General features: G+C 54.4%; 11 protein-coding genes. 8 read left to right on the top strand and 3 right to left on the bottom strand.

Translation table 11 applies throughout. The annotated features are described in order from the left end of the window. Window positions 1–22: 22 nt before the first annotated feature. Window positions 23–610 (bottom strand): hypothetical protein, encoded by a 588-nt coding sequence (locus L4C36_RS00965; RefSeq protein ID WP_428475915.1) that lies wholly within the window; start codon window positions 608–610, stop codon window positions 23–25. Between the two features lie 349 nt (window positions 611–959). Here L4C36_RS00965 and gmk point away from each other — a divergent pair, with 349 nt between their 5' ends. The 6 genes from gmk to L4C36_RS00935 all read left to right on the top strand — a co-directional run bounded on the left by gmk (window position 960) and on the right by L4C36_RS00935 (window position 8,638). Next, window positions 960–1,586: a guanylate kinase gene (gmk, locus tag L4C36_RS00960; protein ID WP_428475914.1), complete on the top strand. Its 627-nt coding sequence runs from the start codon at window positions 960–962 to the stop codon at window positions 1,584–1,586. A 51-nt stretch (window positions 1,587–1,637) separates the two neighbouring features. After that, window positions 1,638–1,916 carry a DNA-directed RNA polymerase subunit omega gene (gene rpoZ / locus L4C36_RS00955; RefSeq protein WP_428475913.1) on the top strand — a complete coding sequence of 93 codons (279 nt, stop codon included), beginning with the start codon at window positions 1,638–1,640 and terminating at the stop codon, window positions 1,914–1,916. 18 nt (window positions 1,917–1,934) lie between these two features. After that, on the top strand, window positions 1,935–4,037 hold the full coding sequence (gene spoT, locus L4C36_RS00950; protein WP_428475912.1) for a bifunctional GTP diphosphokinase/guanosine-3',5'-bis pyrophosphate 3'-pyrophosphohydrolase: 2,103 nt from the start codon (window positions 1,935–1,937) through the stop codon (window positions 4,035–4,037). A gap of 109 nt (window positions 4,038–4,146) precedes the next feature. Then, complete coding sequence (gene trmH / locus L4C36_RS00945) at window positions 4,147–4,860, top strand: tRNA (guanosine(18)-2'-O)-methyltransferase TrmH (protein ID WP_428475911.1); 714 nt, start codon at window positions 4,147–4,149, stop codon at window positions 4,858–4,860. 18 nt (window positions 4,861–4,878) lie between these two features. Beyond that, window positions 4,879–6,975, top strand: coding sequence for an ATP-dependent DNA helicase RecG (gene recG / locus L4C36_RS00940; RefSeq protein ID WP_428475910.1), 2,097 nt, complete (start codon window positions 4,879–4,881; stop codon window positions 6,973–6,975). A 292-nt stretch (window positions 6,976–7,267) separates the two neighbouring features. Then, window positions 7,268–8,638 carry a uracil-xanthine permease family protein gene (locus tag L4C36_RS00935; RefSeq protein ID WP_428475909.1) on the top strand — a complete coding sequence of 457 codons (1,371 nt, stop codon included), beginning with the start codon at window positions 7,268–7,270 and terminating at the stop codon, window positions 8,636–8,638. Between the two features lie 122 nt (window positions 8,639–8,760). On the opposite strand, the gene envZ is transcribed toward L4C36_RS00935, so the two are convergent. Beyond that, window positions 8,761–10,110, bottom strand: coding sequence for a two-component system sensor histidine kinase EnvZ (gene envZ, locus L4C36_RS00930; protein WP_428475908.1), 1,350 nt, complete (start codon window positions 10,108–10,110; stop codon window positions 8,761–8,763). Window positions 10,111–10,113: 3 nt separating this feature from the next. Further along, a complete protein-coding gene (gene ompR, locus L4C36_RS00925; RefSeq protein WP_428475907.1) occupies window positions 10,114–10,833 on the bottom strand; it encodes an osmolarity response regulator transcription factor OmpR in 720 nt (239 codons plus the stop codon). 312 nt (window positions 10,834–11,145) lie between these two features. On the opposite strand from ompR, the gene greB reads away from it, so the two are divergent. Both greB and L4C36_RS00915 read left to right on the top strand, forming a co-directional pair. Next, window positions 11,146–11,628 (top strand): transcription elongation factor GreB, encoded by a 483-nt coding sequence (gene greB, locus L4C36_RS00920; RefSeq protein WP_428475906.1) that lies wholly within the window; start codon window positions 11,146–11,148, stop codon window positions 11,626–11,628. 119 nt (window positions 11,629–11,747) lie between these two features. Then, entirely contained in the window at window positions 11,748–14,093 is a 2,346-nt protein-coding gene (locus tag L4C36_RS00915) for a Tex family protein (protein ID WP_428475905.1), read from the top strand. Window positions 14,094–14,142 lie beyond the last annotated feature (49 nt).

Below are 14,142 nucleotides of genomic sequence, written 5' to 3'. Positions count from 1 at the left end.
CCTGCCCGGTCAGAAATTGCCGCTAATCCTTGATTGGCGGCGAAACCACTATCGCCTCCCCCTCCACGATCGCGTCAAACAGCTTCTCTGCCGCCCATGGCTTATCGACCAAATAAGTACTCGTACCAATTTCTTCCTGCGTATCCACCACACTTGAATCAAGCTCGATGAGCATCCCACTACTGGAAAGGATCAGTTGCTGCCAGGCATAATCTGGGTGTTCTGACACTGGGACAATCCAGAGTCGTTTCTGTTGTGGCCACACCAAGTACGCCACCATCTCGTCGGGGGAATACGGCGTGATATAAAAAGTCTGTGGCCCACCCACATTCGGCTGCTGTATCACCACCTCCTGCAGTGCGGCCACTAACAGGTGATAATTAGACAATGCCCGTACCGATAGCGTTGAATGTGCCGCGGAGTCAGGCGATGCCGTCTCTGGCACCGAGTCCGCCGCCAGTCCGGCGACGGAGGCCTGTACGACTGGCGCAACGACTGCCGATGCCACGGCGACCGACATCGCCACGGTGCTTACCGTCATACCCAGTGCCACCAATAGCCGCCACATGCTGCTCCGTTGTTTCCCTGTGCCAGTTACTGTCATGGCCATCTGCTTCTCCCTGGCGTCGCTGCCTCTCCTCACCGCGATGCCAACGTCGCGGTCTACCGCAGGGTGTCTAACGTAAGGTGATGCACATTGCCAGTGCATCCTGCCGGTTTACGCCCATTTTCTGAAGGTTCACCGCGCCGTGAACAGGTGCAATGCATCCCTTTCATCACAATTGTTATCACGCCCGCAAAGTGGGCAGCGGATCCCGTATTTCGCAAAAAAGCCGCCCACGGCGTATAGTTAACGATACGCATCAGAAAAAGATGAATTTTCAAGCAATCCGCTAATTTCAATTAAGCGCAGTTCATGATAATCTGCGCGCCCTTCTATCACTGAGCGAAAATAGGCAATGAGCAAAGGTACTCTATACATCGTGTCGGCCCCAAGCGGTGCTGGTAAATCAAGTCTGATCAACGCCCTGTTGGAAACCAATCCGACCTATGACATGAAAGTATCCGTCTCTCACACCACGCGCGGTATGCGTCCAGGCGAAGAGCACGGCGTTCATTACAATTTCGTTAGCGTAGAAGAATTTACGGACCTTGCTGAACAAGGCGCTTTCCTTGAGCACGCTGAAGTGTTTGGTAATTACTACGGTACTTCACGTCCTTGGATCGAACAGCAGCTGAATAAAGGCATCGATGTCTTCTTGGATATCGACTGGCAGGGCGCGCGTCAAATTCGCAAGCAAATGCCACAAGCCAAAAGCTTGTTTATCTTGCCACCTTCAAAAGAAGAGCTGGAGCGCCGACTGAATGCCCGTGGTCAAGACAGCGATGTTGTGATTGCCCGTCGCATGCAGGAAGCCCGTTCAGAGATTTCTCATTACAACGAATACGATTATGTGATCGTTAATGATGATTTTGATGTGGCACTAATGGATTTAAAAGCCATTATCCGTGCAGAACGATTGAAGCAAGATAAGCAAACTGCTAAATATAACAGCATGCTGAATGCCCTGCTGGCAGATCAGTAAGTATTTTTGTACAATTTTCCATCTTTATTTTTATAACCACTGGAGCCCTCCATGGCACGCGTAACCGTTCAAGACGCAGTTGATAAAATTGGCAACCGTTTCGACCTGATCCAAATTGCTTCTCGCCGCGCTCGTCAAATGCAAACAGGCGGTAAGGATCCATTGGTTCCTGAAGAAAACGACAAATACACTGTTATCGCCCTTCGTGAAATCGAAGAAGGTCTGATCACAAAAGAAATTCTTGATGCTCGTGAGCGTCAGGAAGTTCAAGAGCAAGAAGCAGCAGAGCTAGCCGCTGTTAGTGCTATTGCTGGCGACAACCACCGTTAATTCAGGGAACCGGGCGCATTGTATCTTTTTGATAGCCTGAAAGAAGTCGCAACACAATACCTGCCTGAGTCTCAAATTGAGGCGCTCAGGCAGGCTTATTTGGTTGCGCGCGACGCACACGAAGGGCAGACACGCTCTAGCGGCGAACCCTACATCATCCACCCCATTGCTGTTGCTCGTATTCTGGCGGAAATGCGCCTGGATTACGAAACCCTCATGGCAGCCCTGCTCCACGACGTCATTGAAGATACCGAGGTCACCAAAGACGATCTCGATAGCCGCTTTGGCTCCACCGTGGCTGAGCTGGTCGATGGTGTCTCGAAGCTAGACAAACTCAAATTCCGCGATCGCAAAGAAGCGCAAGCTGAAAACTTCCGCAAAATGATCATGGCCATGGCCCATGATATTCGCGTGATCCTCATCAAACTGGCTGACCGTACGCACAACATGCGCACGTTGGGTGCCCTGCGCCCGGACAAACGCCGTCGGATCGCCCGCGAAACGCTGGAAATCTTCTCTCCTTTAGCCCACCGTTTGGGTATCCACAATATTAAGACAGAGTTGGAAGAGCTCGGCTTTGAAGCCCTCTATCCCAACCGCTACCGCGTCCTGAAAAACGTGGTCGCTGCTGCCCGTGGAAACCGCAAAGAAATGATCAATAAAATCCACGCTGAAATTGAGGGTCGCCTCAACGATGCGGGGATTGAAGGTACGGTACTGGGACGCGAGAAAAACCTTTACTCCATCTATAACAAGATGAAGAACAAAGAGCAGCGTTTCCACACCATCATGGATATCTACGCCTTCCGCGTACTGGTCCATGACCTCGATACTTGCTACCGCATTCTCGGCCAAGTGCATAACTTGTATAAGCCGCGCCCAAGCAAGATGAAAGATTACATCGCGATCCCGAAAGCCAACGGCTATCAGTCATTACACACCTCCTTAGTTGGCCCGCATGGCGTGCCGGTGGAAGTGCAGATCCGTACCGAAGACATGGATCAAATGGCCGATAAAGGCGTCGCGGCACACTGGGCCTACAAAGACGGCGAAAGCTCGAGTACCACGGCGCAGGTGAAAGCACAGCGCTGGATGCAAAGTCTGCTCGAACTGCAGCAAAGCGCCGGCAGCTCGTTTGAATTCATCGAGAACGTGAAATCCGATCTGTTCCCAGACGAGATTTACGTCTTCACCCCGAAAGGCCGCATTGTGGAATTGCCGGTCGGGGCGACCGCCGTCGACTTTGCCTACGCGGTGCACACCGATGTGGGTAACGCCTGTGTCGGTGCCCGTGTGGAGCGCCAGCCTTACCCGCTGAGCAAGCCACTGAAAAACGGCCAGACCATTGAGATCATCAGTGCACCTGGGGCGCGTCCTAACGCAGCCTGGCTGAACTATGTCGTGACCTCACGCGCGCGCACCAAGATCCGTCAGGTGCTGAAAACCATGCGCCGTGAAGAGTCCATCACACTGGGTCGTCGTCTGCTTAATCATGCTCTTGGGGCGCTCAATATCGACCAAGTCGATCCGGGCAACCTGCAACAAGTGCTGACCGATCTGCGTTTGGTGGATTTGGAAGATTTGCTGGCTGAAATTGGCTTGGGTGAGCTGATGAGCGTGGTGATCGCCCGCCGTCTGCTGGGCCGTGCCGATGAACTGACCGAGAAAGAAAATGACCGTCGCTTGCCTATTCGTGGCGCCGATGGCATTTTGCTGACCTTCGCCAATTGTTGTCACCCGATCCACGGTGACCCCATCATGGCCCATGTCAGTCCGGGCAAAGGCTTGGTGATCCACCGCGAAGAATGTGCCAACATCCGTGGTTACCAACGTGAACCGGACAAGTACATGGCGGTCGAGTGGAGCGAAGACTTCGAGCAAGAATTCGTCACCAGCCTCAAGGTGGACATGCAAAACCACCAAGGGGCACTGGCCGATCTGACCAACACCATCGCGGCAACCGGCTCGAATATTCAGGGCTTGGCGACCGAAGAAAAAGATGGCCGTCTGTACACCATCACGGTACGCCTGACCACCAAAGGGCGGATCCATCTGGCCAATATCATGCGCCGGATCCGAGTCATGCCCAACGTGGTGCGGGTATCGCGTCAGAAAAACTGATCCCGGTAACGGGGATATCCCTGCTGCCGACTTATACTCTAAACGCCCGTTCTCGGGCGTTTTCTTTAGGTCGCTTTCTTTAAGCACTAGCTTTAGGTAACAACGCACCATGACACCCGATCGTTTCCAGCGTATTCATGCTGTCCTTGCCACCCGCCAGCCGGATCTGACGGTGTGCATGGAAGAAGTTCACAAACCCAACAATGTCTCCGCCATCATCCGTACCGCCGATGCCGTTGGCGTGCACAAGGTCCACGCGGTGTGGCCGACCAAAGCGATGAAAGTGCATAGCCACACCTCCGCAGGAGCGCGTAACTGGGTCGAACTCGACACGCACGATTCCATGGTCGAGGCGATGGCAGCAATGAAAGCCCAAGGCATGCAAGTGCTGGCCACCAACTTGTCTGAGACCGCGGTGGATTTTCGTGAAATCGACTACACCAAACCGACCGCGATTATTCTGGGCGGCGAGAAAAACGGGATCTCCCCACAAGCCTTAGCCATGGCCGATCAAGATATCATCATTCCGATGGTCGGCATGGTACAGTCATTGAATGTCTCCGTGGCCAGCGCCTTGATCCTGTACGAAGCGCAGCGTCAGCGCCAAAACGCCGGCATGTACGATCGCACAATCACCCAATTACCGGATGAGGTGGTCAACCGCATTTTGTTTGAACGCGGTCACCCAGTACTGGCTAAAGTCGCACGCCGCAAAGGGCTGCCTTACCCACCGCTGGACGAACACGGCCAGATCGCCGCCGATGAAAGCTGGTGGAAAACCATGCAGGCGATTGAGCCGAAAAAGAAAAAAATTCTACCTTGAGAGTAAGCGGACGGACTCATGAGCGGACAACTCCTTGATACCATCGCCTTGACAGAGCTGTCAGGGGTCGGGGCCAAAATGGCCGACAAACTGGATAAGATTGGCCTGCGCACGGTGCAGGACTTGCTGTTCCATTTACCGCTCCGCTATGAAGACCGCACGCGGATCTGGCCGATGGCGCAAGTGATGCCCGGCCAACACCTGACCGTTCAAGGCGAGGTGCTTAGCTGTAACATCACCTTCGGCAAACGCCGTATGATGACGGTGAAGATCAGCGATCACACTGGCACCGCCACGCTGCGCTTTTTCAACTTCACCGCCGCGATGAAAAACAACTTCACCGAAGGCAAGCAAGTGAAGGCCTACGGGGAAATCAAACGCGGCCAATACGGGCTGGAAATCATCCACCCTGACTATCGCCTGTTTTCCGAGCCCACCGAATTAAGCGTGGAAGAGACCCTGACGCCGGTCTATCCGACCACCGATGGCCTGCGCCAACTCACCTTGCGTAACCTGACCGATCAGGCCATGACCTTGCTCGACAAAGCCGCGGTGCGTGAACTGCTGCCTGAAGGCCTGTACGACCGTCAGATGACATTGGCACAAGCGCTGCATCTGATGCACCGTCCCACGCCGGATGTGTCGCTCGATCAACTAGAGGAAGGCAAACACCCCGCACAACAACGCCTGATTTTGGAAGAGCTACTGGCACAAAACCTGTCAATGCTGGCGGTGCGTAACAACAGCCAGCAGCATGCCGCGTGGCCGTTGGCCGCACCGGACGCGTCAACACAAGACACCCTCAAACAACAACTGCTGGCCAGCCTGCCATTCAGCCCAACCGGCGCCCAGCAGCGAGTGGTGGCCGACATTGAACGCGATTTGACCCAGCCTCATCCGATGATGCGCTTGGTGCAGGGAGACGTTGGATCCGGCAAAACCTTAGTCGCGGCGCTGGCAGCACTGCGTGCCATTGAACACGGCTATCAAGTGGCCTTAATGGCACCGACCGAATTATTGGCCGAGCAGCACGCCATCAACTTTGCCCAGTGGCTCAATCCATTGGGTATCGACGTGGGCTGGCTGGCCGGTAAACTCAAAGGTAAAGCCCGCGAGAGCGAGCTCGCTAAGATTGCCAGTGGCGAGGCCAAAATGGTGGTCGGCACCCACGCCCTGTTCCAAGATCAGGTCGTGTTTCAGAATCTGGCGTTGGTGATCATTGATGAACAGCACCGCTTTGGTGTCCACCAGCGGTTGGAGCTGCGCGAGAAAGGCGCTAACGAAGGCCGCTACCCGCACCAACTGATCATGACCGCGACTCCGATTCCACGCACCTTGGCCATGACGGCTTACGCCGATTTAGAAACCTCGGTGATTGATGAGCTGCCACCGGGTCGTACCCCGATCCAGACTGTGGCGCTGCCCGATTCACGCCGTCCCGATATCATCGAGCGTATTCGTGCCGCCTGCATGAACGAAGGCCGCCAAGCCTACTGGGTATGTACCCTGATTGACGAATCGGAAGTACTGGAAGCCCAAGCGGCCTCTGATACCGCCGATGAACTGACCGCGCAACTGCCCGAATTGAACATCGGGTTGGTGCATGGCCGCATGAAACCGGCCGAGAAGCAGGCGGTGATGCAACGCTTCAAAGCCGGTGAACTGCACCTATTGGTCGCCACCACGGTGATTGAAGTCGGCGTGGATGTACCCAATGCCAGCCTGATGGTGATTGAAAACCCGGAACGCTTAGGTCTAGCGCAATTGCACCAGTTGCGCGGCCGCGTTGGCCGAGGCCAAGTGGCGAGTCACTGTGTGCTGCTCTACCATGCACCGCTGTCGAAAACTGCCCAGAAACGTCTCGGCGTATTGCGCGAAAGCAGCGATGGCTTTGTCATCGCCCAGCGCGATTTGGAGATCCGCGGCCCCGGTGAACTGCTCGGCACCAAACAAACCGGTATCGCCGAGTTTAAAGTGGCCGACTTAGTGCGCGACCAGCACCTGATCCCACAGGTGCAAAAGCTGGCGCGCTACCTGTTTGATCACTACCCCGATAACGCACAAGCCATCATTGACCGCTGGCTCGGCCAACGGGAAAATTATTCCAACGCCTGATCCTCGCATCGCCTCTGCGTATAAAAGCTCCCAGAACAGGTCGCCTTGCGGCCTGTTTTTATTTTCGCAATATAAGATTGTAAATACGCAAATTCAATCCCTGTAAAACCCACACGCAAACGATTGCCTTTTGCTGATGGATCACTAAAATAGCGCCAAATTCTATCTACCCCTTCTCTCCCGTGGCGTTCTGATCTGAGTAACAGCAATCACAGAGCTATTCAGGCCCACACGTTGACCGCCCATTCAGCGCAGTGAACAGGATAAAGAGAAACACAAGGAAGCCTTGGCCATGACTCGCCAGCACAGCACCGTTGAAACACCGCAAAAATCGGATTTGATCTACCGCCTTGACGATCGTCCACCGCTGCCGCAAACCCTGTTTGCCGCTGCCCAGCATTTGCTGGCGATGTTCGTTGCCGTGATCACCCCTTCATTGATCATCTGTCAATCGCTAGGTCTCCCCGCCAGTGACACCAACACCATTGTCAGCATGTCACTGTTTGCCTCAGGCATTGCTTCTTTTATCCAAATTCGTACGTTTGGTCCAGTTGGCTCAGGCCTGCTGTCGATCCAAGGTACCAGCTTTAACTTCTTAGGCCCTATCATTGGTGCAGGCTTGGCACTCAAAGCCGGTGGCGCTGATATTCCGACCATGATGGCCGCTATCTTCGGTACCATACTGTTTGCCTCGCTGACCGAAGTGTTTATCTCACGCGTGCTGCAACATGCCCAACGTGTGATCACCCCGCTGGTCTCTGGCATTGTGGTGACCTTGATCGGCCTGACGCTGATCAACATCGGCCTGACCTCCATCGGCGGAGGCTACGCCGCGATTGAAAGCGGCACCTTTGGTAGCTTGGATAACCTGATGCTGGCCGGTACCGTATTGGGCTTTATCGTACTGCTCAACCGCATGAAAAACCCGTACCTGCGTGTGTCTTCCATTGTGATTGCGATGGCGGCCGGTACGTTGCTGGCGTGGATCATGGGCATGGTAGATACCAGCCGCATGACCGAGAGCGAGTTCATCGCCATTCCTATCCCGATGCAATACGGCATTGGTTTTGACTGGGGCTTATTGATCCCCTTGATGATTGTGTTTGCCATTACCTCACTGGAAGCGATCGGTGACATTACCGCGACCTCTGAAACCTCAGAGCAGCCCGTGGCAGGCCCGGTGTACATGAAGCGCATCAAAGGTGGCGTACTGGCTGACGGCATCAACTCCGCTGTTGCGGCACTGCTGAACAGCTTCCCGAACTCCACGTTCAGCCAGAACAACGGCATCATCCAGCTAACAGGCGTGGCCAGCCGTTACATCGGTTTCTTCGTCGCGGGCATGTTGGTACTACTGGGTCTATTCCCTGGCGTAGCAAACTTGGTGCAGCTGATCCCTGAACCGGTACTGGGCGGCGCGACCATCGTGATGTTCGGTACCATCGCCGCCTCCGGTGTGCGTATTATCTCGCGCTGCAAACTCGACCGCCGCGCCATTTTGATCATGGCGCTGTCATTCTCAATGGGTCTGGGTATCGCCCAGAAACCGGAAATTCTGCAGTTCCTGCCTGACATTGTGAAAAGCATTCTGTCATCCGGCATGGCCGCGGGCGGTATCACAGCAATTATCCTGAACTTGGTGTTGCCGGAAGACCGCGACTAGGTTCGAGCTTCGAGCTTCGAGCTTCGAGCTTCGAGCTTCGAGCTTCGAGTAGAATCGTAAAAAAAAAGCGCGTGCCCATGGCACGCGCTTTTTCGTTCTATCAATAACAGGTTGGGTTTAGCTTACTTACGCACAATCAACGGCAGAGTGATCTGCACTTTCAACCCGCCTTCGTGGCGGTTAGACACCTGAATCGTGCCTTCATGCTGATCAATAATGCGCTTCACAATCGCCAGTCCTAAGCCGGTGCCTTCAGTATCCGTGCCCCGCGCGGTATCACCCCGTGTTAGCGGCTGGAACATCCGTGCCACCTGATCCGGTTCAATCCCCGGCCCGTCATCTTCGACGCAGAACCAGACATGCTTGCGATCCGCGGTGACGCCGCTGGAAATTTTCACCCAGCCATTACCGTAACGCAGCGCGTTCACCACCAAGTTCGCCACCGAGCGTTTAATCGACACCCCATTGGCACTGACGACGCCTGGGATCTCAGCCAAGTCCTGTTCAATCCGGCGCTCGTAACCGCCTTCAGATTCGGCCACTTCACTCAACACCACATTCAGATTGAGATCTTCCTCGTCCTGCTTCTTGGTTGATTTCAAGTAATCCATGAACTGACTGATGATCGCATTACACTCTTCGGTGTCTTTGATCATACTCTCAGCCAAATAACCGTTTTCCGGCGACATCATCTCGGTCGCCAAGCGAATACGGGTCAACGGCGTACGCAAGTCATGGCTGACCCCGGCCAATAACAAGGCTCGGTCATCTTCCAACTGCTTGATCCCCGCCGACATCCGGTTAAACGCCTTGGTCACCGCCCGAATTTCCGATGCGCCCCGCTCCGGCAACACCGGCGGGTTTTCTCCCTTCGCCACCTGCAACGCTGCTTTTTCCAGTGCCACCAACGGCCGGTTCTGGATCCGAATGAACAACCAGCCGCCAGCCAGCGCCATAAAGGCAATGATCAGGCTGTAATGGAACAGCGGCGAAAAGTCATCTTCCTGCAACTCCGACAACGGAATACGCATCAGGTAATGGGGGATCGCATCACTGCGCAGCCACAACACATAACTGTCTGCGCCCAGCACCAACCGCACTTCCGTCGGCGACTCCAGTTCACGGCTCATCTCGTCACTGAGATATTCCACCACCGTCGCCTTCTCATACTCTTTCAATTCTTCACCATGAATCGCATCGCTACCATCCACGGCGTGCAGCGTCACCCCAAGCTGCTCAAGCAATTGGCGACGTAACGGGGTGTCTAAATGAAAGGTATTGCCATCGGCCATCTCAACGTCTTCTTTGAGCATCAACCGCACTTCATAGGCGAGAATACGATTGAACTGCTGCAAGCTGGGCAGCAAAGCGTAATTGAGCACCGCAAGGTAGGAAAAAATCTGGCTTGCGATCAGCAAGCCAGCGAGCAAAATCAATGTACGGGTGAACGTACTGCGTGGGGATAACCGCATGGCTTACGCCTCGCTACCGTCCGGTACAAACACATAGCCCAGACCCCACACCGTTTGGATATAGCGCGGGCGGCTTGGATCTTCTTCAATCATGCGGCGCAAGCGTGAGATCTGCACATCAATCGAACGTTCCATCGCGGAATATTCACGGCCACGGGCCATGTTCATCAGCTTATCGCGCGACATCGGTTCGCGGGCATTGGTGACCAACGCCTTCAATACCGCAAATTCACCCGAAGTCAGTGGCATCGCTTCATCACCACGGAACATTTCACGCGTGCCCAAGTTCAAACGGAATTCGCCGAACTCAATCACTTTGCTGTCAATACTTGGCGCGCCAGGGGCTTCCACGGTTTGACGGCGCAGTACCGCACGGATACGGGCCAGCAACTCACGCGGGTTAAACGGTTTTGGCAGGTAGTCATCCGCACCGACTTCCAGCCCGACAATGCGATCAACTTCATCGCCTTTGGCGGTCAGCATCAAAATCGGCAGCATGTTATTGGCGTTACGCAGACGACGGCAAATCGACAGGCCATCTTCTCCCGGTAGCATCAGATCCAGCACCATCAGGTGGAATGTTTCACGTGAAAGCAAGCGATCCATCTGTTCACTGTTCGCGACGCTACGCACCTGAAACCCTTGTTCAGACAAATAACGTTCCAAAAGCGCGCGCAGGCGCATATCATCATCAACAACCAGAATCTTATAATTTTCCTGCATAAGTCACCTTACTTGCATCGATCAACATTATCGTGCTTTGTGCGTAGTTTACGCGACCCATCCAGCGCCTCGCTGAATTTTGCCGCTAAAATACGGGATAAATTGTTACGGTTTATGTCCACTCCGCGGCGTTTTCGCGCCGCCGTCCGCCAGCAAAAAAGACGGATTACCGTTTACTGGCCTTTTAAACTAACCTAAATTCAAACAACTATCCAAAATTATACCCACAATGCGAGGCTGATACGCGATGCCGTTCGCGCCACTCGTATTGCGCACCACCGGGTTTGTGACAGCAAGGAGCCACCAGCGACCATGAAAACCAACCTCATCACCCGTGAGGGATACACCAAACTCAAAACCGAACTCGATTTTCTGTGGCGCGAAGAACGCCCGGAAGTGACCAAGAAGGTCACGTGGGCGGCCAGTTTGGGCGATCGTTCCGAAAACGCCGATTACCAGTACAACAAAAAACGCCTGCGCGAAATTGACCGCCGTGTGCGCTTCCTGCGCAAACGGCTGGAAGTGATCCAAGTGGTCGATTACTCCCCCCAGCAAGACGGTAAAGTGTTCTTTGGCGCTTGGGTAGAAATTGAAAATGATGACGGCGAGACCAAAGCCTTTCGCATTGTCGGGCCGGATGAAATCTACGGCCGCAACGACTACATTTCTATCGACTCACCGATGGCCCGTGCTTTGCTGAAAAAAGAAGTGGATGACGACGTGGAAGTGAACACGCCTTTGGGCAAGAAAGAATGGTTCATTAATTCAATCCGCTATGACACAGCATCAGCCTGAAGCCCGTACAATACCCCCAACAGTGAGTGGCAGAGGCAACACAATCTCCGGTTAAAACTGGATTTTTGCTGATCTGCCCTTATATATAAACCATCGATACTACAATAGAGACCCCACGGATGAGCCAAGCTATCTGTCATTTGATTGCTCAGGAACTCAACGTTCGCCCCGAGCAAGTGACTGCCGCCGTTACCCTGATTGATGACGGTAACACCGTTCCTTTTATTGCCCGTTACCGTAAAGAAGTGACCGGCGGATTGGACGATACCCAACTGCGTAATTTGGAATCCCGCTTGGGATACCTGCGTGATATGGATGACCGCCGTCAGGTGATCCTCAAAGCCATCAATGAGCAAGGCAAACTGACGCCTGCCCTACAGGCTGAAATTTTGGCGGCTGACAGCAAGACCCGCTTAGAAGATCTCTACCTGCCGTACAAACAAAAGCGCCGTACCAAAGGCCAGATCGCGATTGAAGCCGGCCTTGAGCCGCTGGCTGACAGCCTGTGGACCAATCCAAGCCAAACCCCAGACGCTGCCGCCCTGGCCTTTACCGATGCCGATAACGGCTTTGCAGACAGCAAAGCCGTGCTTGACGGTGCCCGTGCGATCTTGATGGAGCGTTTTGCTGAAGATGCAGCACTACTGGAAAAAGTGCGCCGCCATCTGCTGCAACAAGCCGAACTCACCGCCCGCGTCATCGACGGCAAAGAGGAAGAAGGCGAAAAATTCAAAGACTACTTCGATTACAGTGAAGTGTTGAAAAGCGTGCCATCACACCGCGCCTTGGCCCTGTTCCGTGGCCGCAACGAAGGCATTTTGCAGCTGTCGTTGAATGCCGATCCCAATCAGGAAGCCGGTGTACGCGGCTCCTACTGTGAAGTGATGATTGCCGATCACTACGGCGTGACACTGGGTACCCAACCGGCTGACGCGTGGCGTAAACAAGTGATCAGCTGGGCATGGCGCATCAAGATTTTGATGCACTTGGAAACCGAGCTAATGGGCGCCTTGCGCGAAAAAGCCGAAGACGGCGCGATGCAAGTGTTTGCCGATAACCTGAAAGATTTGCTGATGGCGGCACCGGCCGGCCCGCGTGTCACGCTGGCACTGGATCCGGGTCTGCGTACCGGCTGTAAAGTGGCCGTGGTCGATGCCACCGGTAAACTGTTGGATACCGCCACCATCTATCCACACACCGCCCGTGCCCGTGTGGCAGAAGCCGAAGCCACCACGCTGGCACTGATCCACAAGCACAATGTTAATTTGATTGCGATCGGTAACGGCACTGCTTCACGTGAAACAGACAGCTTTGTCGCCGCGCTGCTCAAAGACAACAACCTGAAAGTGCAAACCGTGATGGTGAGTGAAGCCGGTGCCTCGGTGTACTCGGCCTCAGAATTAGCTGCGAACGAATTCCCCAATCTGGATGTGTCACTGCGTGGCGCAGTGTCGATTGGTCGTCGCCTGCAAGATCCATTGGCCGAGCTGGTGAAGATTGACCCGAAATCCATCGGGGTGGGCCAATACCAGCACGACGTCAGCCAGAGCATGCTGGCCAAGCGCTTGGATGCTGTGGTGGAAGACTGTGTAAACGCCGTGGGTGTGGATGTGAATACCGCGTCTGCCGCCCTGCTGACCCGCGTGGCAGGTTTAAACACCACCATTGCCCAGAACATCGTCAACTACCGTGATGAAAACGGCCGCTTTGACGCCCGTACCACGCTGAAAAAAGTGGCACGTTTGGGGCCAAAAGCGTTTGAACAGTGTGCCGGTTTCTTGCGTATCATGAACGGCAAAAACCCACTGGACGGCTCAGCGGTACACCCTGAATCGTACGCCGTGGTGAAAAACATTGCCGCGGCCAACGGCAAAGCACTGGATGCCATCATCGGTAACAGTGACTTCCTGCGAGGCCTGAAAGCCACCGAGTACACCGATGACAAATTCGGTTTGCCGACCGTGACCGACATCATCAGCGAGCTGGATAAACCGGGGCGCGATCCCCGTCCTGAATTCAAAACCGCGACCTTCGCTGAAGGCGTGAATGAAGTGAAAGACTTGATCCCGGGCATGGTGCTGGAAGGCGTGATCACCAACGTGACCAACTTCGGTGCGTTCGTGGATGTCGGCGTGCACCAAGACGGTTTGATCCACATCTCTGCCCTGTCTGACAAATTCGTGTCGGACCCGCGTGAAGTGGTGAAAGCCGGTGACGTGGTAAAAGTGAAAGTAATGGAAGTGGACGTGAAGCGTAACCGTATCGGCATGTCGATGCGCTTGAACGACGAACCGGGCCAAGAAAAACCGGCCCGTAAGCCACAAGAAAACCGTTCTCAAGCACCACGCACAAGCACGCCGCGTCAACAGCAACACAACCATACCCCGCGCAATAGTGCCCCACAAGGCAATGCTGCGATGGGTGGTGCCTTTGCCGCTGCCTTTGCTAACGCGAAGAAGAAATAAGCGAAAGAGTTAGCGAGTTTCGAGAATGAAGGGACGCGGGACGAAGAAA

It is taken from the genome of Photobacterium japonica (genome assembly GCF_050337005.1).
In the GTDB taxonomy this organism is placed as follows: domain Bacteria; phylum Pseudomonadota; class Gammaproteobacteria; order Enterobacterales; family Vibrionaceae; genus Photobacterium; species Photobacterium japonica.
Note: the sequence above shows the minus strand (reverse complement) of the source record. Positions and strands in the feature narration are given on the sequence as shown.

What these genes read in the sequence shown, in the direction of transcription:
- L4C36_RS00965 (WP_428475915.1), bottom strand. Translation starts at nt 610, where the DNA reads ATGGCCATGACAGTAACTGGCACAGGGAAACAACGGAGCAGCATGTGG.
- gmk (WP_428475914.1), top strand. Translation starts at nt 960, where the DNA reads ATGAGCAAAGGTACTCTATACATCGTGTCGGCCCCAAGCGGTGCTGGT.
- rpoZ (WP_428475913.1), top strand. Translation starts at nt 1,638, where the DNA reads ATGGCACGCGTAACCGTTCAAGACGCAGTTGATAAAATTGGCAACCGT.
- trmH (WP_428475911.1), top strand. Translation starts at nt 4,147, where the DNA reads ATGACACCCGATCGTTTCCAGCGTATTCATGCTGTCCTTGCCACCCGC.
- recG (WP_428475910.1), top strand. Translation starts at nt 4,879, where the DNA reads ATGAGCGGACAACTCCTTGATACCATCGCCTTGACAGAGCTGTCAGGG.
- L4C36_RS00935 (WP_428475909.1), top strand. Translation starts at nt 7,268, where the DNA reads ATGACTCGCCAGCACAGCACCGTTGAAACACCGCAAAAATCGGATTTG.
- envZ (WP_428475908.1), bottom strand. Translation starts at nt 10,110, where the DNA reads ATGCGGTTATCCCCACGCAGTACGTTCACCCGTACATTGATTTTGCTC.
- ompR (WP_428475907.1), bottom strand. Translation starts at nt 10,833, where the DNA reads ATGCAGGAAAATTATAAGATTCTGGTTGTTGATGATGATATGCGCCTG.
- greB (WP_428475906.1), top strand. Translation starts at nt 11,146, where the DNA reads ATGAAAACCAACCTCATCACCCGTGAGGGATACACCAAACTCAAAACC.
- L4C36_RS00915 (WP_428475905.1), top strand. Translation starts at nt 11,748, where the DNA reads ATGAGCCAAGCTATCTGTCATTTGATTGCTCAGGAACTCAACGTTCGC.